The organism is Streptomyces sp. CA-135486 (genome assembly GCF_050936555.1).
GTDB lineage: Bacteria > Actinomycetota > Actinomycetes > Streptomycetales > Streptomycetaceae > Streptomyces.
This window is the reverse complement of record NZ_JBNJMM010000002.1, coordinates 2,467,211-2,487,123: the sequence shown is the minus strand read 5'-3', so window position 1 is coordinate 2,487,123 and position 19,913 is coordinate 2,467,211. Positions and strand designations below refer to the sequence as shown.

General features: G+C 69.3%; 21 protein-coding genes. 15 read left to right on the top strand and 6 right to left on the bottom strand.

Translation table 11 applies throughout. The features are described 5' to 3' along the window. Nucleotides 1-103 precede the first annotated feature (103 nt). Nucleotides 104-964 (top strand): chitosanase, encoded by an 861-nt coding sequence (locus ACQEVG_RS30715; protein WP_432989786.1) that lies wholly within the window; start codon nt 104-106, stop codon nt 962-964. Between the two features lie 230 nt (nt 965-1,194). Here the strand turns inward: ACQEVG_RS30715 and ACQEVG_RS30710 are convergent, their stop codons facing one another. The 6 genes from ACQEVG_RS30710 to ACQEVG_RS30685 form a co-directional block, all read right to left on the bottom strand. Then, nucleotides 1,195-2,571 carry an 8-oxoguanine deaminase gene (locus ACQEVG_RS30710; RefSeq protein WP_432989784.1) on the bottom strand — a complete coding sequence of 459 codons (1,377 nt, stop codon included), beginning with the start codon at nt 2,569-2,571 and terminating at the stop codon, nt 1,195-1,197. A gap of 149 nt (nt 2,572-2,720) precedes the next feature. Then, on the bottom strand, nt 2,721-3,653 hold the full coding sequence (pucL, locus tag ACQEVG_RS30705) for a factor-independent urate hydroxylase (protein ID WP_432989782.1): 933 nt from the start codon (nt 3,651-3,653) through the stop codon (nt 2,721-2,723). Between the two features lie 5 nt (nt 3,654-3,658). Then, nucleotides 3,659-4,075, bottom strand: coding sequence for a hydroxyisourate hydrolase (gene uraH / locus ACQEVG_RS30700; protein WP_432989780.1), 417 nt, complete (start codon nt 4,073-4,075; stop codon nt 3,659-3,661). Further along, nucleotides 4,072-4,623 (bottom strand): 2-oxo-4-hydroxy-4-carboxy-5-ureidoimidazoline decarboxylase, encoded by a 552-nt coding sequence (gene uraD, locus ACQEVG_RS30695; RefSeq protein ID WP_432989778.1) that lies wholly within the window; start codon nt 4,621-4,623, stop codon nt 4,072-4,074. The genes uraH and uraD overlap by 4 nt, the downstream gene beginning before the upstream one ends. A 151-nt stretch (nt 4,624-4,774) precedes the next feature. Beyond that, nucleotides 4,775-5,152 carry a helix-turn-helix domain-containing protein gene (locus ACQEVG_RS30690; protein ID WP_432989776.1) on the bottom strand — a complete coding sequence of 126 codons (378 nt, stop codon included), beginning with the start codon at nt 5,150-5,152 and terminating at the stop codon, nt 4,775-4,777. After that, on the bottom strand, nt 5,149-5,397 hold the full coding sequence (locus ACQEVG_RS30685; RefSeq protein WP_432993021.1) for a hypothetical protein: 249 nt from the start codon (nt 5,395-5,397) through the stop codon (nt 5,149-5,151). The genes ACQEVG_RS30690 and ACQEVG_RS30685 overlap by 4 nt, the downstream gene beginning before the upstream one ends. A gap of 181 nt (nt 5,398-5,578) precedes the next feature. Between ACQEVG_RS30685 and ACQEVG_RS30680 the strand changes: the two genes are divergently transcribed. From ACQEVG_RS30680 to ACQEVG_RS30615, 14 genes are all read left to right on the top strand, one after another. Then, on the top strand, nt 5,579-6,652 hold the full coding sequence (locus ACQEVG_RS30680; protein ID WP_432989774.1) for a lytic transglycosylase domain-containing protein: 1,074 nt from the start codon (nt 5,579-5,581) through the stop codon (nt 6,650-6,652). A 56-nt stretch (nt 6,653-6,708) separates the two neighbouring features. Beyond that, entirely contained in the window at nt 6,709-7,785 is a 1,077-nt protein-coding gene (locus ACQEVG_RS30675) for a sigma-70 family RNA polymerase sigma factor (protein WP_432989772.1), read from the top strand. A gap of 145 nt (nt 7,786-7,930) precedes the next feature. Further along, a complete protein-coding gene (locus ACQEVG_RS30670; RefSeq protein ID WP_432989770.1) occupies nt 7,931-8,890 on the top strand; it encodes an ABC transporter ATP-binding protein in 960 nt (319 codons plus the stop codon). Continuing rightward, nucleotides 8,887-9,657: an MlaE family ABC transporter permease gene (locus tag ACQEVG_RS30665; RefSeq protein ID WP_432989768.1), complete on the top strand. Its 771-nt coding sequence runs from the start codon at nt 8,887-8,889 to the stop codon at nt 9,655-9,657. Before ACQEVG_RS30670 ends, ACQEVG_RS30665 begins: the two co-directional genes overlap by 4 nt. A gap of 3 nt (nt 9,658-9,660) precedes the next feature. After that, entirely contained in the window at nt 9,661-10,479 is an 819-nt protein-coding gene (locus ACQEVG_RS30660) for an MlaE family ABC transporter permease (RefSeq protein WP_432989766.1), read from the top strand. Between the two features lie 5 nt (nt 10,480-10,484). Then, nucleotides 10,485-11,753: an MCE family protein gene (locus tag ACQEVG_RS30655; RefSeq protein WP_432989764.1), complete on the top strand. Its 1,269-nt coding sequence runs from the start codon at nt 10,485-10,487 to the stop codon at nt 11,751-11,753. Next, on the top strand, nt 11,750-12,784 hold the full coding sequence (locus ACQEVG_RS30650) for an MCE family protein (protein WP_432989763.1): 1,035 nt from the start codon (nt 11,750-11,752) through the stop codon (nt 12,782-12,784). The genes ACQEVG_RS30655 and ACQEVG_RS30650 overlap by 4 nt, the downstream gene beginning before the upstream one ends. Beyond that, nucleotides 12,781-13,761: an MCE family protein gene (locus ACQEVG_RS30645; RefSeq protein ID WP_432989761.1), complete on the top strand. Its 981-nt coding sequence runs from the start codon at nt 12,781-12,783 to the stop codon at nt 13,759-13,761. Before ACQEVG_RS30650 ends, ACQEVG_RS30645 begins: the two co-directional genes overlap by 4 nt. After that, on the top strand, nt 13,758-14,912 hold the full coding sequence (locus ACQEVG_RS30640; protein ID WP_432989759.1) for an MCE family protein: 1,155 nt from the start codon (nt 13,758-13,760) through the stop codon (nt 14,910-14,912). Before ACQEVG_RS30645 ends, ACQEVG_RS30640 begins: the two co-directional genes overlap by 4 nt. After that, nucleotides 14,909-16,198, top strand: a complete 1,290-nt coding sequence (locus ACQEVG_RS30635; RefSeq protein ID WP_432989757.1) for an MCE family protein — start codon at nt 14,909-14,911, stop codon at nt 16,196-16,198. Before ACQEVG_RS30640 ends, ACQEVG_RS30635 begins: the two co-directional genes overlap by 4 nt. After that, a complete protein-coding gene (locus ACQEVG_RS30630) occupies nt 16,195-17,466 on the top strand; it encodes an MCE family protein (RefSeq protein ID WP_432989755.1) in 1,272 nt (423 codons plus the stop codon). The genes ACQEVG_RS30635 and ACQEVG_RS30630 overlap by 4 nt, the downstream gene beginning before the upstream one ends. Continuing rightward, nucleotides 17,433-18,014, top strand: coding sequence for a hypothetical protein (locus tag ACQEVG_RS30625; protein WP_432989753.1), 582 nt, complete (start codon nt 17,433-17,435; stop codon nt 18,012-18,014). Before ACQEVG_RS30630 ends, ACQEVG_RS30625 begins: the two co-directional genes overlap by 34 nt. Nucleotides 18,015-18,063: 49 nt before the next feature. Then, nucleotides 18,064-18,843, top strand: coding sequence for a hypothetical protein (locus tag ACQEVG_RS30620; protein WP_432989751.1), 780 nt, complete (start codon nt 18,064-18,066; stop codon nt 18,841-18,843). A 196-nt stretch (nt 18,844-19,039) separates the two neighbouring features. Further along, nucleotides 19,040-19,897, top strand: a complete 858-nt coding sequence (locus ACQEVG_RS30615) for a TIM barrel protein (RefSeq protein ID WP_432989749.1) — start codon at nt 19,040-19,042, stop codon at nt 19,895-19,897. The last annotated feature ends 16 nt before the right edge of the window (nt 19,898-19,913 follow it).

Here is a 19,913-nt window from a genome sequence, read left to right as displayed (position 1 = left end):
GGGCCGAACTTGCCCATGGCGAAGGGGTGTACGCCACTTCCGCACTCTGATAGGAAAGCTTCCTAACAGAACACGGACCGACGAACTCCCCCCTGGAGGCACCGTGCCAGCCCCCCACGCACGCCCTGCACGTCCGCTCACGTTCCTCCCCCGCATCGCGCTCGGCGTGGCCCTCCTCGCGGTGCCGGCCACCGCCATGGCGGCCTCGTCCGACGAGTCCGCGGAGCACTCCCGCGCCGCCGTGGCTTCCGCTGCCATCGGGCTCGACGACCCGGCGAAGAAGGAGATCGCCATGCAGATCGTGTCCAGCGCGGAGAACTCCTCGCTGGACTGGAAGGCCCAGTACAAGTACATCGAGGACATCGGCGACGGCCGCGGCTACACCGCCGGCATCATCGGTTTCTGTTCCGGCACCGGCGACATGCTGGATCTGGTCGAGCTCTACACCGACCGCAAGCCCGGAAACGTACTCGCCAAATACCTCCCCGCACTGCGCGACGTCGACGGCAGCGACTCGCACGAGGGGCTCGACCCGAACTTCACCAAGGACTGGAAGAAGGCGGCCCAGGACTCGGCGTTCAAGAAGGCCCAGAACGACGAGCGGGACCGGGTCTACTTCAACCCGGCGGTGGGCCGCGGCAAGCAGGACGGCATCGGGGTCCTCGGCCAGTTCATCTACTACGACGCGATCGTCATGCACGGCGACGGCGGCGACAGCACCAGCTTCAGCAATATCCGCAAGAAGGCGCTCGCCAAGGCCAAGCCGCCGGCGCAGGGCGGTGACGAGAAGACGTATCTGAACGCCTTCCTCGACGCGCGGGTCTGGGCGATGAAGCAGGAGGAGGCGCACGAGGACACCAGCCGGGTCGACACGGCCCAGCGGGTCTTCGTCAAGAAGAACAACTTCAACCTCAACACCCCGCTGGACTGGAAGGTGTACGGGGAGAGCTTCCACATCGACTGAGTCCGCACCGCCGCCGCACTCAGCGACCCCCCGCGCGAAAGGGCCGAGCCTCACAAAGGCTCGGCCCTTTCGGTATGCCGGATCACCGTCCGGAGGGCCGGAGATCACCGTCCCGGGAGGTGCGTCACCGATTGGCGGCAGCGCACCCCCCGGCCACGGCTGCCGTGGACCACGCTCGGGTCCACGGCCGCCGGTCGAGGGCCGTCCCCCTCGACCGGACTTCCTTCGGGTCAGGCCTGCGCGGCGATGCGCGCCAGGCGCTGTGCCTCGTCCCGCGCGGAGCGGGCGATGGCGTCCTCGTCCACCGTGGTCAGGCGGCCCGCCTCGACGACGGCCTTGCCGTTGACGAGCGAGAGCGTGACGGGGGCGGCCGCGCCGAAGACGAGCGCGATCACCGGGTCGGCGATGGAGGAGTGGGCGAGCGTGTCCAGCTTCCAGAGCACCAGGTCGGCGAGCTTGCCGGCCTCCAGGGAGCCGATCTGCTCGGCGCGGCCGAGGACCTGGGCACCGCCGTACGTGCCGAGGCGCAGCGCCTGCCGCGCGTTCAGGGCGGCTTCGCGGTGGGCCCCGAGCCGGTTGATGAGGAGCGCGTTGCGCAGCTCGGTGTGCAGCTCGCCCGACTCGTTGGAGGCGGTGCCGTCGACGCCGAGGCCGACCGGGACGCCCGCCTTCAGCATGTCGGGGACGCGGGCGATGCCCGCCGCCAGGCGGGCGTTGGAGGACGGGCAGTGCGCGACTCCCGTGCCGGTACGGGCGAAGGCGGCGATGTCCGAGTCGTTCATGTGGACGCAGTGCGCCATCCACACGTCCGAGCCGAGCCAGCCGGTCGACTCGAAGTAGTCGGTCGGCCCCATCCCGAAGAGCTCCTTGCAGAACTCCTCCTCCTCGACGGTCTCCGAGCCATGGGTGTGCAGGCGTACGCCCTTGCGGCGCGCCAACTCGGCGCCCTGGCGCAGCAGTTCGGTGGAGACCGAGAAGGGCGAGCAGGGCGCGACGGCGATCTGGGTCATCGCGTCGAAGGAGGCGTCGTGGTGCTTGTCGATGGTCGCCTCGGTGGCGGCCAGCGCGCCTTCGAGCGACTCGACGGCGAAGTCCGGCGGCAGGCCGCCGTCCGACTTTCCGCGGTCCATGGAGCCGCGGGCGAGGGTGAACCGCACACCCATGTCCGAAGCGGCACCGATGATCGCGCCGGACAGGTCGCCGGAGCCCCGCGGGTAGACGTAGTGGTGGTCCATCGCGGTGGTGACACCGCCGCGGGCCATCATGGCGAGCGAGCCCTGGGCCGCCGCGCGCGCCATCGGCTCGTCGATGCGCGCCCATGTCGGGTAGAGCGCGACCAGCCAGTTGAAGAGGTTGTGGTCGGTGGCCAGGCCCCTGGTGATCCACTGGTAGAAGTGGTGGTGTGTGTTGATCAGGCCTGGGGTGGCGAGATGGCCGGTGCCGTCGATGCGGCGGACCACGTTCTCCAGGCCGGCCGGGGCCTTGCCCGCTCCGACCGACTCGATCCGGTTGTCCGCGACGACGATGTGGCCGGTGGCGTACTCGGTGTCGTTCGCGTCCACGGTCGCGATGGAACAGTTCTCGATGACGATGCGCGAAGCCGCCATGACGGGTCCTCAGTTCTTCCCATTGGTGGAACGGACCCGGGGGTCGAGCGGGGTGACGACCGGGTCCGCGGTTCTGTTGTTGCGCAGATGCCCCCGCTCTCCCCCTGGGACCTGACGCCGGCGCGCACGTCGGGGGTACGGCAGAACTGCTACAGGTTGGTCATGTCGACCGGGATCTGCGGCTCGACGCCGTCCCGCAGGACGGTGGCCTCGATCAGACCGTAGGGACGGTCGGCCGCGAAGTAGACAGCTCCGTCGGCGGTGTCGTTCTTGAGCCCGAACGGCTCGAGGTCCACCAGGAAGTGGTGCTTGTTCGGCAGCGAGAAGCGGATCTCGTCGATCTCACTGCGGCTGTTGATGATGCGCGAACCCATTTGGTAGAGCGTCTGCTGGAGCGAGAGGGAGTACGTCTCGGCGAAGGCCTGGAGCATGTGCTTCCTGGCCTGCTCGTAGGACTTCTCCCAGTTCGGCATCCGCTCCTCGTCCGAGGACCAACTGTAGCGCCACTTGGCGGACACCTGGGTCGCGAGGATACGGTCGTACGCCTCCGGGAGCGTCGTGTACTTGTCCTTGACGTAGCCCCAGAACTCGGAGTTCGTCGAGTTCATCACCACCAGGTCCTTCAGACCGGAGATGACCTGCCACGTCTCACCGTCGAAGGTGATCTGGGTGACGCGGGTCTCCTGGCCCTTGCGTACGAAGGAGTGCTTGACCTCGTCGGCCCCGATGAACCGGGAGTTGTTGTCCGAGGTCTCGATGCGCTCCCAGGCGTACTCCTCGATGCGGATGCGCGCCCGGTGGATCGGCTCCTGGCTGGTCACGAAGTGACGGGCGAGGTGGATGCCGAACTGCTCGGCCGACTCGATGCCGTACTCCTTGGCGAACGCGTACACCGTGTTCTTGGTGGTGTCGGTCGGCAGGACGTTGGTGTTGGAGCCGGAGTAGTGGACGTCGTCCATGTCGCCGGAGAGGGCGACCGAGACGTTCAGGTCCTTGATGTGGTGGGTGGCGCCGTCCCGCGTGATCTTGACGACGCGGTTCTCTGCTTTGCCGTACTGGTTCTGGCCGAGAATCGTGGGCATGTCTGCTAGCTCCCTCGGTAAACGGAGTAGCCGAACGGGTTGAGCAGCAGCGGTACGTGGTAGTGCTCGCCCGGTGTGACGGCGAAAGTGATCGCCACCTCCGGGAAGAACGCACCGCTGTCCCTTACGCGGGGGGCGTCCTGCTGCGCCTCGGCTTGCTTGTTGGCACCGTGCTTGTCTGAGAAGTACGCCTCGGTCTCGAAGTCGAGACGTACATGGGTCGTTCCTTCCGGCAGCGCCGGCAGGTCCTTGCAGCGCCCGTCCGCATCGGTCGCGGAGCCGCCGAGCGCGACCCACTGCGCATCGAAGCCACTGCGGGCCGCGAGCGAGATGGCCACGCCCTCGGCGGGGCGCCCGACGCTGGTGTCCAGGATGTGCGTGGACACCGAACTTTGCGGCAAAGCCGTGGTTTCCGTGCTCATGCGCTCTCTTCCTCCACGAGCTCTGCGAGCCGGGTCAGCCGGATGCGGTTGATCTTGCCCAGTTCGGTGCGGACGATTTCCCGCTCCTGCTCGGGCGAGTTCCCGATCCGCTCGCGGACCGCGTCACGCATCTGCTCACCGGTCCGGCCGGTGGCACAGATCAGAAAGACATGTCCGAACTTGTCCTGGTAGGACAGGTTCAGTTCGAGCATTTCGGCCTTGAGCCGCTCGGAGGCACCGGCCATCCCGCTCTGTTCGCGCGACGAGGTCGGGTCCCCGGGCTTCGGCCGGCCGATCGGCGGGTGCCCGGCCATCGCCTCGGCCAGATCCTCGGCGCTCAGCTCGGCCATGGCGGCGTCACTGGCGTCGAACAGGGCCTCCACGGTGGCGTACGGACGCTGGGCGAGCAGCTTGCTCCCCCACGCCGAACTGGCGCACACCTCGTGCAGTGCGGCCAGGGCCGCGCTGTCCGGTGAGGTGTTGAACCGGGTGAGACCCGCCGGGGGTCCGGGGGCCTCCCCCGGCAAGCGCTGTGGACTCGACGTCACGGGAGCCTCCGTGGCTGTTTTTCGCTGTGCAGGGAAGGGCTGCGGACCAGCTAACGCCCTCGGGCAACATAACGTCAACACTTTGTTGAAAACTCCGCAACGCACAAGCCGCCGTCCGGACATCCGGACGGCGGCACACGACCGCGGGCTCTCAGCCGTTCTTCGCGGCGTTCTCCCTGTTCAGGTAGTTGTAGACGGTGAACCGGCTGACGCCGAGCGCGCCGGCGACCGTCTCCACGCCATGGCGTACGGAAAACGCGCCGCGCGCCTCGAGCGTTCTGACGACCGATTGCTTGGTCTTGCGGTCCAGCTCGGCGAGCGGCTTGCCGTGCTGCCGCTCCAGCGCCGCCAGGATGTGCTCCAGTGAGTCCGCCAGCTGCGGGAGGCGTACGGCGACGACCTCCTCGCCCTCCCAGCTGAGTATGACGTCGTCCTCGCGTGCCTCGCCGGGTGCGAGCAGGACGCCGCCCATGGCGTCCACGAGCGGCTTGACCGCCTGGGCGAGTGCGTGGTCGGCGGGCGTGCTCATTCCTCGCCCTCCAGGACATTGACCTGCAGGGAGACCCGGGTGGCACCGGTCGCGAGGGCCTTGCGCAGCAGTGCGTCGACCGCGTTCAGCACCTCGTCGGCGCCTCCCTCGGCCGTGTTGCCGAACGGACCGACGTCCACCTTGTCCAGTTCCGCGCTCTGGACGACCTCGCGGACGGCCAGCGCGTGCGCCGGCGGCTCGTCCAGGTCGAACGGCTCGGTCGTGAACTCCACTCTCAGTCGCACCATGCCCCCACGTTAGCCGCGCCCTCCGGCGCCGTCGTTGGCTCTCCCGGCCCCTCCCGGCCCGGAACAGACCCGGAACAGACCCGAGAAAGTTGCGAGTCCGTGCGACGGAACTGCGCCGGTGCCGCGTAGAGCAGGTGAAGAAACACCGCGAACAGCGGCACTGGGAGGGGTCTGCATCATGACAGGGCGCACGCGCAAAGGTGTCAAGGCGACGGCGGTCATCACGGCGGCCATGGCGGCACTGACCGCTTCGCAGGCACCGGGGGCGACAGCACACGCCCCGGCCCAGGCGAAACGTCAGCCGGTCCCCGCGGGGCCCAGCGTCTCCGGCGACACCGCGTATCGCACGGAGCTGCCACCGCTGCGGGCGGCCGGAGCGAAAGGGGGCACGGAGGCCAGGGAAGGTAGGCAGGGCTCCGGCACTTCGGTCGGCGGCGCGCTGCCGGCCACCGTGCTGGCGGCGTACCGCGCGGCCGAGGACTCTCTCGTCGGCAGCAGGCCGGGCTGCCGGCTGCGCTGGCAGCTGCTGGCCGCGATCGGCCAGGTGGAGTCCGGGCAGGCGCGCGGCGGGCGGGTGAGCGCGGACGGCACGACGCTCTCACCGATCCTGGGCCCGCGGCTGGACGGCAACGGATTCGCCGCCATCTCGGACACCGACGGCGGGCTGTACGACGGGGACACCCTGTACGACCGTGCCGTCGGCCCGATGCAGTTCATCCCTTCGACCTGGGCCGTGTGGGGCGCCGACGGCAACGGTGACGGACGCAGCGATCCCGGCAACATCTACGACGCGGCCCTCGCGGCCGGGCACTATCTGTGCGCGGGCGAGCGGGATCTCTCCGACGGGGCGGACCTGGACCGCGCGATCCTCGGCTACAACCACTCCTCCGCGTATCTGCGCACGGTCAGGGCGTGGTTCTCGTACTACCTCGAAGGTCACAGTGTCGTGCCGGACCAGGGCTCCGGAGCGACCGTCCGCACGAAGCCGAAGACCTCGGACACGCCACGGCCGCGGTCGTCCTCCACGGCTCCTTCCCGCCCGGCCGGCCACGGCGGCGGGCCCAAGTCCTCCCCCACGCCCACCCCTTCACCCTCGCCCTCCAAGAGTGCGGGCGGCGGCTCCGAGCCCGTGGCGCCGCTGCTTCCGGCCCCCAGCGCCCTTCCCGAACTGCCCAAGGTCGATCCGCTGACCAGCAACGGAAAGGAATCGATCCGGGCCTCCCCCTCCACAAGCCCGGATACTGGGCGGTAATCTCCCCCGCGCCGGGCCTGCACTCCGCCCGGCCGGGTGAGCGCGAAGGGGCCCTCATGACGACGGACGCGGAAGCGGCCTACGAACGGTGGCAGCGGGCGTGGAGCCACCGCGAGCAGCTGCTCAAGGTGGCCCGACGCAGGTCCATGAGCCTGGAGGACGCCGAGGACGCGGTGCACGAGGCGATGGTGCGCGCTGCCGAGAACCCGCAGCTGGACGACGAGCGGCTGGGTGCCTGGCTGACGACGGTCACGATGCGGCTGTGCGTGGACCGGTACCGGCAGGTCAACCGCGAGACCGAGGTGCGCAGCAGCCCCCGGCTGCTCACGCCCGTCCCGGTGCCGGTCGAGGAGGCGGTCTGCGACCGGGCCGAGGCGAGGTGGCTGGCGCGCCGGAGCGGGGAGCTGCCCGCCCGCCAGGCCGAGGCCCTGTGGCTGAAGTCCGAGGACCTGGACGTCGGCCAGGTCGCGGTGAAGATGGGGCTGAGCTACCGGACCGTCGAGTCGCTGCTGGCACGGGCCCGTCGGACTCTGCGCAATTCGCTGGCCGCCACCCTCGGTCTTGCGCTGTGGCTGATCGGCCGTGGCCGTCCGCGGGGCGGGAACACCCACGCGGTGGCGGTGGCCTCGACGGCGGCGACGCTGGCGGTCGCGGGGCTGATCCTGCCGTACGCCCACGACTGGGACGGGCCGGACCGCTCGCGGCCGGCGGTCCCCGCCGTCTCGGGCGCCGCGGACGTGCCCTCGCCGCTGGCGGGTGGTGGGACGCCGGACCCCAGCAGTACGGATGCCGGGCAGGATGCCGGCCCGACCGGGACACAGCGGTACGGCGGCCCGGGGCTCACCGTGCCCTCGCTGCCCGCGCTGCCGGAACTGCCGCTGTCCACACCCGACATTCCGGATGTGTCCAACGTGCCGAAGGTCCCCGTCCCGGACCTGACCGGCGTGCCCCACCTCACGTCCGCGCCGGACCTTCCCGCCGTACCGGAGCTACCTGCCGTGCCCGACCTGCCCGCGGCGTCGGGCCTGCCGTCCGTGCCGGTGCCGAAGACGCCGCTCCCCACGGACGTACCCGAGGCGAAAACGTCGCTGCCGCAGGTGCCGAGCCAGCCGCAGGTGCTCCCGAAGCCCTAGGAGACACCAGCGTGCATCTCCTGTTCCACTCTGATTCCGGCCCTATTCCAGGCCCGTAAAAAAATCTTCCCCTCACAGCGACGGACGAGCCCCCCCTCCCCGTAGAGCAGATGTCGGACCGCTCCACGGCTGAAGGGTGAACCGTATGGGTGTCGAGATCTGTGTGGAAGGACTGACCAAGTCCTTCGGCCACCAGGTCATCTGGCAGGACGTCTCCCTGACGTTGCCGGCCGGGGAGGTCTCCGTGATGCTCGGCCCCTCGGGCACGGGCAAGTCGGTGTTCCTCAAGACGCTCGTCGGGCTGCTCAAGCCCGAGCGCGGGTCGATCCGGATCGACGGCACGGACATCACCTCCCTGCGCGAACACGATCTGTACGAGGTACGGAAGCTGTTCGGCGTGCTGTTCCAGGACGGCGCGCTGTTCGGGTCGATGAATCTCTACGACAACATCGCCTTCCCGCTGCGGGAGCACACCCGCAAGTCGGAGAGCGAGATCAGACGGATCGTGCTCGAGAAGATGGACATGGTCGGGCTGATCGGCGCCGAGGACAAGCTGCCCGGCGAGATATCCGGAGGTATGCGCAAACGGGCCGGTCTCGCGCGGGCCCTGGTGCTCGACCCGGAGATCATTCTCTTCGACGAGCCGGACTCCGGGCTCGACCCGGTCCGGGTGGCCTATCTCAACCAGCTGATCGTCGACCTCAACGCGCAGATCGACGCCACCTTCCTGATCGTCACCCACGACATCGCGTCGGCGCGGCAGGTCCCGGACAACATCGGGCTGCTCTTCCGCCGCGAACTGGTGATGTTCGGTCCCCGACAGAAGCTGCTGACCAGCGAGGAGCCGGTGGTACGGCAGTTCCTCAACGGCCGCATGCAGGGCCCGATCGGGATGGCCGAGGAGAAGGACGCGGCCCAGGTCGAGCAGGAGCTGGCGCAGCTCGGCGACGGGGAACGCCCCGGCACCGAGGCCGTACAGGAGGTCACTCCGCGGCTGCTGCCGTCCCCGGGCATCACCCGGCCACCGCGCTGGGAGGCCATCGCCGACCGGGAGTCGCTGCGTGGGGTCCGGGCGCTGCGCGGCGAGGAGGGGTGGGGCAAATGAGCCTGTCCCCCGTCGGAGCGCTGAGGCATACCGGCAGCCTGTTCGCCATGGGACTCGACGTCCTGCGGACGATACCCAAACGCCCTTTCCAGGCACGGGAGTTCATCCAGCAGGCCTGGTTCGTCGCCAGTGTCACGATCCTGCCCACCGCACTGGTCTCCATCCCCTTCGGGGCGGTCATCGCGCTGCAGATCGGCAGCCTGACGCGGCAGCTGGGCGCGCAGTCCTTCTCGGGTGCGGCCTCGGTGCTCGCGGTCCTCAGGGAGGCCTCGCCGATCGTCACCGCGCTGCTGATCGCGGGGGCGGGCGGCACGGCGATCTGCGCGGACCTCGGAGCGCGCAAGATCCGCGAGGAGATCGACGCGATGCAGGTGCTGGGCATCGACCCGATCCACCGGCTCGTGGTGCCGAGGGTGCTGGCCACGATGGTGGTGGCGGTGCTGCTCAACGGTCTTGTGTCGGTGGTCGGCGTGGCCGGCGGCTACTTCTTCAACGTGATCCTGCAGAACGGCACACCCGGCGCCTATCTCGCCTCCTTCACCACGCTCGCCCAGCTCTCCGACCTGTGGGCGGCCGAGTTCAAGGCCCTGGTGTTCGGCGCGATCGCCGCGATCGTCGCCTCCTACAAGGGGCTGACCGCCAAGGGCGGGCCGAAGGGCGTCGGCGACGCGGTGAACCAGTCGGTGGTGATCACTTTCATGTTGCTGTTCGTGACGAACTTCGTGATGACGGCGGTGTACTTCCAAGTCGTTCCGCAGAGGGGTTGACGGATGGCACTGATGAATCGTCTGGTACTGGACCGGCTCGAGGAGCTGGGCACCCAACTGACCTTCTACGGACGCTCGCTGGCGTGGACCGGGCGGACGCTGCGCCGGTACAAGAAGGAGATTCTGCGGCTGCTCGCGGAGGTGAGCTTCGGCCGCGGGGCGCTGGCCGTCATCGGCGGCACCGTCGGCGTCATCGCCTTCCTGTCCTTCTTCACCGGCACCGAGGTGGGCCTGCAGGGCTACGCGGCCCTGAACCAGCTGGGCACCTCGAACTTCGTGGCGTTCCTCTCGGCGTACTTCAACACCCGTGAGATCGCGCCGCTGGTGGCGGGCCTCGCCCTGTCCGCGACGGTCGGCGCCGGATTCACCGCACAGCTGGGCGCGATGCGGATCAGCGAGGAGACCGACGCGCTGGAGGTCATGGGCGTTCCCTCGCTGCCGTTCCTGGTGACCACCCGGATGATCGCCGGTTTTGTGGCCGTGATCCCGCTCTATGTGATCGGGCTGCTGTCCTCGTACTTCGCCGCGCGCACCATCACCACCGGCTACTACGGCCAGTCCACCGGCACCTACGACCACTACTTCCAGCAGTATCTGCCGCCGGTCGACGTGTTCTGGTCCTTCGGCAAGGTGATCGTCTTCGCCGTCGTGATCATTCTCGTGCACTGCTACTACGGCTACTACGCGAGCGGCGGCCCTGCGGGCGTCGGCGTCGCGGTCGGCCGCGCGGTGCGCACCTCCATCGTCGCCATCAACATCCTCGACTTCTTCCTCAGTCTCGCGATCTGGGGCGCCAACACGACCGTACGGATTGCGGGGTAGCGCCGATGCGCATTCCAGGACCTGCCCTGGCACGAAGCACCAGGCTGCGGCTGTACGGCATCGCCTTCCTCGTCGTCATGGCGCTGCTGCTGTCGCTGTCCGTGGCCGTGTACCAGCAGATGTTCACCTCGGTCGTACGGATCACGCTGGAGGCCGACACGATCGGCAACCAGCTGGATCCGCGGGCCGACGTCAAGCTGCGCGGGCTGCTGGTCGGCGAGGTGCGCGCGGTACGGGCCGACGGCCGCAAGGCGACGGTCGACATCGCGCTCAAGCCGCAGCATGTCTCCCGTATCCCGGCCGATGTGCAGGCGCGGCTGCTGCCCAAGACGCTGTTCGGCGAGAAGTTCGTCGATCTGGTGCCGCCGCGTGGGGCCCAGGCCCGGCACATCCGGGCCGGTGACGTCATCACCCAGGACCGCACCAAGGTCGGCATCGAGGTGCAGCAGCTGATGAACGATCTGCTGCCGCTGCTGCGCACCGTGCGGCCCGCGGATCTCAACGCCACACTGTCGGCGTTCTCCACCGCGCTGGAGGGGCGCGGCGACCGCATCGGCTCCAATCTGACCCGCGTCGAGAAGTATCTGCGCGAGCTCAACCCCCATATGCCGTCCATCAAGGAAAACATCACGCGCTTCGCCGATGTGGCGAAGGTGTACGGGGACGCCGCGCCCGATCTGCTGCGGGTGCTGCGCAACTCCGTCACCACCAGCCGCACCCTCGTCGAGAAGAAGGACCAGCTGGCCGAGGCCCTCAAGGCGACCACGTCGGTCGCCGGCACCGCGGAGAAGTTCTTCGACGACAACGGCGACCGGATGATCACGCTCGGCCGTGTCTCCCGGCCCACGCTGGCGTTGTTCGCCCGCTACGCACCGGAATACCCGTGCGTACTGGACGGCCTGGTGAAGCAGGAAGCGGCATCCGAAAAAGCCTTCAGGGGCGGGGAGATGCGGATCACCCTCGAATTCATCCATCCCCGACCCGCGTACCGACCCGGTGAGGAACCGCGCTATGCAGAGCGCTCAGGGCCCGACTGCAGAGGGCTGCCCAACCCCCATGTCCCCGCACCGGACGTCCATCTCAACGACGGAACGTCGCGTACCGCTGCCGGCGGTCTGCCCGGCGGAGCGGGCGTCTCGGCCACCGCGGCCGAGCAGAGGGCCATCGGCACGCTCGTGGCCCCAGTCCTCGGGATGCCGGCCGACCGGGTGCCGGCGGTCACGACGCTGCTGTTCGGCCCGATGGCCCGCGGAACGGCGGTGAGTGTCGCATGAAGTGGACCCGAGCCACCGAAACCGCGGCACCGCTGGTCAAGTTCAGCCTGTTCGCGGTGGTGACCGTGCTGGCGACCACGCTGCTGGCGGCGACCATCGTCAATATCACCTTCACCCCCGAGGACACCTACCGGGCGGTCTTCAGCGATGTCACCAGCCTGGAGGAGGGCGACGACATCAGGGTGGCCGGCGTACGGGTCGGCGAGGTCAAGGACATCGCGATCAAGGACCGTACGCTCGCCCAGGTCACGTTCACCGTCTCCCATGACCGCCCGCTGCTGACCAGCACCGGCGCGGTCGTCCGCTACCGCAGCCTGGTGGGGTCGCGCTATGTCGCCCTGACCGAGGGCGCGGGTGACGGCACGCGCCTTGCGCCCGGCGGGACGATCCCGCTGTCCAGGACCAAGCCCGCGCTCGATCTCAACGCACTGCTCGGCGGGTTCAAGCCACTGTTCGCCGCACTCAGTCCGAACGACGTCAACCAGCTCGCCACCGAGATCATCAAGACCCTGCAGGGCGAGGGCGGGACGGTCAACAGCCTGCTGGCGCACACCGCGTCGCTCACCACGACGCTCGCCGACCGTGACGAGCTGATCGGGTCGGTGATCGACAACCTCAACACGGTGCTGGGGACCCTGGACAAGCGGGACGCCCGCTTCTCCGGCCTGCTCAAGCAGCTGCAGCGGCTGATCTCCGGTCTGTCCGCCGACCGCAAGCCCATCGGCGCGTCACTCGCCGGCATCGACGGACTGACCGAGGCCACCTCGGGTCTGCTCGAGGACGCCCGGCCCGCGCTGCGCGACGACATCGCCGGTCTTGCCGACCTCACCGGAACGCTGAACGACAACGAGAAGACCGTGGAGGGCGTGCTGAAACGGCTGCCGAACAAGCTCAACAAGCTGACGGGTACCGCCTCGTACGGCTCCTGGTTCAACTTCTACCTCTGTGACTTCGACGGCCGGATCGTGCTGCCGAAGACACGTGAGGTCATCAGCCCGGAGCTGCATGTCGCACGAGCGAGGTGCGCATGATTCCCTTCCGCGACCGCAATCCGGTGCTCATCGGAGCCGTGGGCATCTCCACGCTCGCGCTGTTCGCAGTGGCCGCGTTCAACGTCGACAGCCTGCCGTTGATCGGCGACGGTGACACCTACAGCGCGGCCTTCTCCGAGGCGGGTGGGCTCAAGCCCGGCGACGAGGTACGGATCGCCGGGGTCAAGGTCGGCAAGGTCGACGAGGTCGACCTGGACGGTGACCATGTCAAGGTGACCTTCCGGGTCAAGGGTGAGCCGGACTTCGGGACCAGCACCGGGGCGGCCATCAGGGTCAAGACGATCCTGGGCGCCAAGTATCTGGCGTTGCAGCCGAAGGGGCCGGGGCAGTTGCGGTCCGGGGCTGAGATCCCGCTGAACCGGACGACGCCCGCGTACGACGTGGTGGCGGCGTTCAGCGATCTGACGACGACCTCGGAGAAGGTCGACACGGCCCAGCTGGCGAAGGCCATGGACACCATCTCCACCACCTTCGAGGATTCGCCGGCCGAGGTGCGGGCGTCCATCAAGGGCCTGTCGAAGATCTCCCGGAGCGTCGCCTCCCGCGACCAGGCGCTGCGGGACCTGCTGGATCACGCCAATGGCGTCACCGGTGTCCTCTCCACCCGCTCCAAGGAGTTCTCCGTACTGGTCAAGGACGGCGACAAGCTGTTCAAGGAGATCGCCGCACGGCGGGAGGCGATCCACTCGCTCCTCAAGAGCTCGGCCGCGCTCGGCGTCCAGCTCTCCGGTCTGGTGGCGGACAACCGCAAGGAGATCGGTCCGGCGCTGAAGGGCCTGGGCTCCGTGGTCGCGATGCTCGAACGCAATCAGGCGAGCCTCGACCGGAGCATCAAGCTGCTCGCGCCCTACGTCCGGGTCTTCACCAACACCCTCGGCAACGGGCGGTGGTTCGACAGCTACATCCAGAACATGGTCGCCACTCCGGTGGTTCCGCGGACGGGAGACTCGCGATGAACGCCCGTTTCATACCGAGGGGACGCCTTGCCCGGCGTCTGGCCCTGGTCCTCGCGCTGGCGCTGGTGGCGGGCACGACGGCGGTCGTCCTGTGGCCCCGGTCGTCCCCGGTGCATGTCACCGCGTATTTCCCGCGCACGGTCGGCATCCACCCCGGTTCGGACGTACGGGTACTGGGGGTCCGCGTCGGCGAGGTCAGAAAGATCACGCCGGAGGGCCGCCGGGTGCGGGTGGAGCTGGAGTACGACTCCGGACGCCGAATCCCCGCCGCCGCCCAGGCCGCGATCATCAACTCCTCGGTCGTCAGTGACCGTTACGTACAGCTGCTGCCGGTCTACCGCGGCGGCCCCGCGATGCGGGACGGCGCGGTCATACCCGAGAGCCGCACGGCCGTGCCGGTCGAGCTGGACCGGATCTTCGACAGTCTGCACACGACGGCGGAGGCGTTCGGACCACGCGGAGCCAACGCGGACGGCGCCCTGTCGCGGCTGCTGGGGGTGAGCGCGGACAACCTCGAAGGCCAGGGCGCACAGATGCACCAGACGGTCGAGGACCTGTCGCTGGCGGTCACCACCCTCTCCGACGGCCGGCGGGACCTGTTCGGCACCATACGGAACCTCCAGGTGTTCACCGCCGCGCTGGCCGCGGACGACAAGAATGTGCGGTCGTTCAACGACAGCCTCTCCCAGGTCGCCGCCCAGCTCTCCGGCGAACGCAAGGACCTGGCGGCGGCTCTGAAGAATCTGGGCGTGGCCCTCGGTGATGTGTCGGCGTTCGTACGGAACAACAAGAAGACGCTGACCTCCGATGTGAAGGGACTCAGCAAGGTCACCCGGGTTCTGGTCACCCAGCGTGCCGCCCTGGCGGAACTGCTCGAGGTCGCGCCGACCGGAATCTCCAATCTGCAGAACGCCTACAACCCGGTGTCCGGCACCCTCGACACCCGCAACAACGCCGACCAGCCGCAGGATCCGGCCGCACTGCTGTGTTCGCTGCTGCGGACGACCGGGGACGCCGGAGGCAAGAACCCCGACTGCAATGAGCTCCAGGAGCTCTTCGACACGCTGCCGAAACTGTCGCGCATCGCACCGGTGTCGGGCACGGGCCCGGTGGACCGGACGCTCGGCGGAATCCTGGAGGCCCGTGCATGAGGATCAATTCAGCGCTGCGCAGGGGCAGGGCGGCCGCCGTGTGGACGGCGATGGGCTCGGTCGTGCTCACCGGCTGCGAGTTCAACGGTCTGTACGACGTGGGACTGCCGGGCGGCGCCGCCAACGACGGCAACGCCTACCGGGTCACGGTCGAGTTCAGGGACGTACTCGACCTGGTGCCGCAGTCGGCCGTGAAGGTCAACAACGTGACGGTGGGCGCCGTCGAGAAGGTGGAGCTGGTCGGCTGGCACGCCCGGGTGCGGCTGCGCGTCGACCGCTCGGTGAAGCTGCCCGGCAACGCGATCGCCGGAATCCGGCAGACCAGCATGCTCGGCGAGAAGTACGTCGCGCTGTCCGCCCCGCTCGAGACCGCCCCCACCGGCAGTCTCCGCGACGGCGACCGGATCCCGCTGTCCCGCAGCGGGCGCAACCCGGAGATCGAGGAAGTGCTCTCCGCGCTGTCGGCGCTGCTCAACGGCGGCGGGGTCGCCCAGCTGAAGACGATCACCACGGAGCTCAACAAGGCCCTGGAGGGCCGCGAGAACCGGGTGAAGTCGCTGCTCGGCGAGCTGGACACGTTCATGGGCGGTCTGGACGGGCAGCGCAAGGAGATCGTCCGCGCGCTCGAGGGCATCGACCGGCTGGCCAAGCGGCTCGCCAACGAGAAGAAGACCATCGCCACGGCGCTCGACACCATGCCGGACGCCTTGAAGGTGCTGGCCGACCAGCGCCGCAACCTCACCGCGATGCTCACCTCGCTCTCGAAGCTGGGCACGGCGGGCACCAAGGTGGTCAATGCCTCGCGGGCCGACCTGGTCGCCAATCTGCGCAATCTGCAGCCGATTCTGGCGCAGTTGAACAAGGCGGGCAGTGATCTGCCCAACGCCCTTGAGCTGCTGACGACCTATCCGTTCCCGCGCAATGTGACGGATGCGATCAAGGGCGACTACGTCAACCTCAAGATCACCGCCGATCTCGACCTGGCGAGCATCTACGGCAATCTCGCCGACAAGCCCAAGAAGCCGGGCGTGCCGGACAAGCCCGGGCTGCCGAAGCTGCCCGAGGTACCCGGCGTACCGCTGCCGACCTCGCTGCCGCACCCCTCGGGCGCGCCGAAGGCGCCCAGTGCGCCTACTCCCCCGCCGGACGCCGGGGACCCGCTGTGTCCGCCGGTGTGTAACGGCAGTTACGCCGCCTACGGAGGCGGGGGCGGCGACGGGCACCGCTTTGCGCCCGGGATCTCTCTCGCCCTCGCCGAGCTCATGCTGAAGGGGATGCAACCGTGATCACTCGTGCGGTCAGAGCCCAGTTGCTCGCCTTCGCCGCGGTCACCGCCGTCGGCGTGTCCTACGTCGGCGCCCGGTACACGGGCCTGGCGGATCTTCTTCTCGACCGCGGCTACACCGTGCGCGCCGAGTTCGCCGAATCCGGAGGCATCTTCCCGGGCGCGGAGGTCACCTATCGCGGGGTGCCGGTGGGCCGGGTCGGTGAGCTGCGCCTCGGGGGCGGCGACGGGGTGTCGGTGGCGCTGGACATCGAGGACGGGGCGCAGATCCCGGCGGACACGCTGGCGGTGGTGGCGAACCGTTCGGCAGTCGGTGAGCAGTACGTCGATCTGCAGCCACGGGGCAGCAACGGCCCGTATCTGAAGGACGGCAGTGTGATCGCCCGCGGTGCCACCCGGGTGCCGCTGCCCACCACGGATCTCGTGCTGAGCCTGGACCGGCTGGTCAACTCCGTGGGCAAGGACGATCTGCGGATCACCGTCGACGAACTCGGCAAGGCCTTCGCCGGAACCGGCCCGCATCTGAGCCGTCTGGTGGACTCGGGCAACAACCTGGTGGAGTCGGCTTCCGCGTCACTGCCGCAGACCGTCTCGCTGATCGAGGACTCGCGCACGGTCCTCAAGACGCAGGTCGACAAGGGTTCGGCGATCAAGTCGTTCTCGCGTGACCTTGCCTCCCTGACCGCTCAGCTGAAGTCCAGTGACACGGACCTGCGCCGGCTGATCGGCTCGTCCACGCCGGCCGCGCAGGAGGTCAACTCGCTGCTGAAGGCGAACGAGACCCATCTGCCGGTACTGCTGGGGAATCTGATCAGCGGCGGCCAGATCACGGTGGCCCGGCTGCCCGGCGTGGAGCAGGCCCTGGTGACCTTCCCGCTGGTCGTCGCCGGCAGCTTCACCGTGATCCCGGGCGACGGCACCACCCACTTCGGCATGGTCGCCGGAGCCGACGATCCGCCGCCGTGCCGGCAGGGTTACGGCACCCAGCGGCGCGATCCCTCGGACACCTCCCAGCGCTCCGCGAACACGGGCGCGCACTGCTCGGCCCCGCGCGGCAGCGCCACCTCGGTCCGCGGCGCCCAGAACGCGCCCGGCTCCTCGGCAGGCGCCGGGGCGGGCCGCGCCGCGTATGTCACCCCGTACGACCCGGAGACCGGCCTCGCCGCGGGACCGGACGGAACGCTCGTCGAGATCGGCTCGACGGGCGGCGAACAGAGCCTGCTCGGAAAGGACTCGTGGCAATGGCTGCTCGTTGGACCCATGGCATGAACGGGGGCATCCTCGCGGGCCTGACCCGGTCGCTGCGCCTGCTCGGCACCAGAACAGTGGCGGCGGCCCGGCGCGGCAGGGCACTGCCGGCGACGCTCGCGGTCCTGACGCTCGTGACGACGGCGCTGAGCGGCTGGCTCTGTGTCCAGGTGTACGAACAGCGCACCGAGGAGCACCGGCGGCAGGACATCCTGGCCGCGGCCCGGCAGTCCGCGCTGAACTTCACCTCGCTCGACTACCGGCACTACAAGCAGGACAGCTCAAACGTCCTGAAGGGCGCCACCGGTGATTTCAAGGACCAGTTCTCCGCGCAGACCGCCGAGTTGACGAAGCTGGTCGCGGCGAACAAGTCGGTGTCGCAGGGGCAGGTGCTCGAAGCGGGCATCACGCGTTCCGACGAGCGCACCGCCCGCGTGCTGGTGGTCGCCGACAGCAAGGTGACCAATTCCGCCGCCCCGGGCGGACAGGCCCGCACCTACCGGCTGCAGCTCGACCTCGTACTCGAGCACGGCCGCTGGCTGACCTCCGATGTCGAGTTCGTCGGCTGAGCGCGCGCCAGAGCACACACCCGCAATACCAGCAGTGAGGAGCAGGACCGTGGCGAACTCGACTGTACGAGGCCCCGGCGTCGCATCCCCCGGCCGCCGCTCGATGGCCGCGGCCGCCCGCGCGGCGGCCAGGCGCACGGAGCGGGTCGGCCCTGAAGCGGACACGGCGGCGCCCGACGAGAGTGCGTCGCCGGACGAGACTGCGGCGTCGGAGGTGATCAAGCCGGCGGCGCCGGACGACGCGAGCCAGGCGCGGCGGCCCGACGATCAGCAGGCCGGCCCGGTCCTGGACGCCGAGGCCCCGGTGGCCGACGCGGCACACGGGCGGCGGCGTGGCCGGATCTGCGCCGTGCTGGCCGTGCTGGTGGCGGTGCTGCTGGCCGCGGTCGCCGTGCTCGGATCGACGTACGGGGACGGCCGGCGGGCGGACGGGGCGCGGACGCAGGCGCTCGCCGCGGCGACGCAGGCGGCGCCGATCGTGCTGTCGTACGACTACCGGCGGCTGAACCAGGACTTCGCGGCGGCGCGCGACCATCTGACCGGCACGTTCCGTGACGAGTACCGCAGGACCACGACGACGGTGGTGGCGCCGACCGCGGCGAAGTACCACGGCGTGGTCAAGGCGACGGTGGTGAAGCCGCCCGGCGGCGGCGCACCGGCCGCCTCGGTGGTGTCGGCCTCGCCGGACAAGGCCGTCGTACTGCTCTTCGTCAATCAGGTGACCACGAGCACCCAGGTGACGGGGCCACGCGTCGACCTGAACCGGGTGCGGATGACGCTGACGCGCACCGACGCCGGCTGGAAAGTGAGCGCGGTGGACGCGCTGTAGCCATATCACCAGGATTGCGCCCCAACGCAGTCCGCAGCGCCTCCCGAGCCGCGGCGACAGAAGCCTGAGCAGGCCCTCTGTCCCCCGGCGCGGGGGGCGCTTTTTTGTTGCCGGTCTTGACAGCCCAACCCTGCTCCAGGCAGTCTTCCGTTAAGCAGAAACTAACTTCCGCAATACGGAAGGAGCGTCGCCCCTCATGGCCCGCTTCCCGGAAGGCGCAGTCACGGACCAGCGCTTCGATGTGAACCTTTCGATCCTCTTCACGGAACTCCCGCTCCTGGAGCGCCCCGCGGCCGCCGCCGCGGCGGGCTTCACCGCGGTCGAGCTGTGGTGGCCCTGGATCGAGACCCCCACCCCGCCGCAGACCGAGCTCGACGCCCTGAAGAAGCAGCTCGACGACGCCGGCACACAGTTGGTGGGACTGAACTTCTACGCCGGCCGGCTGCCGGGCCCCGACCGCGGCGCGCTCTCGGTGCCGGGCCGGGAGTCGGACCGCTTCCGCGCCAACATCGAGGTGGCCGCTCAGTTCGCCGCCTCGGTCGGCTGCAGGGCGCTCAACGCGCTCTACGGCAACCGCGTCGACGGCGTCGACCCGCAGATCCAGGACAGCATCGCCCTGGAGAACCTGGTGCTTGCCGCGCGCGCGGCCGACCGGGTGGGCGCGATCCTGCTCGTCGAGACCCTCAACAAGCCGGAGTCGCCGCGCTACCCGCTGGTGAGCGCCCCGGCCGCGATCGAGGTCGTGGACAAGGTCAATGCGGCGACAGGCCTGGGCAACGCCAAGTTCCTGCTCGACATCTACCACCTGTCGATGAACGGCGAGGACGTCAGCCAGGTCATCGCGGCGTACGCCGACAAGACCGGTCACGTCCAGATCGCGGACAACCCGGGCCGTGGCGCGCCGGGCACCGGCGCGCTGCCGCTGGAGCAGTTCCTCGACGAGCTGAAGAAGGCCGGTTACGACGGCTGGGTCGGCCTGGAGTACAAGGCCGGCGACCGCCCGAGCGCCGAGTCGTTCGACTGGCTGCCGACGAGAGCGCGCCCGGCGCGCTGAGCGGCAACCCACAGAC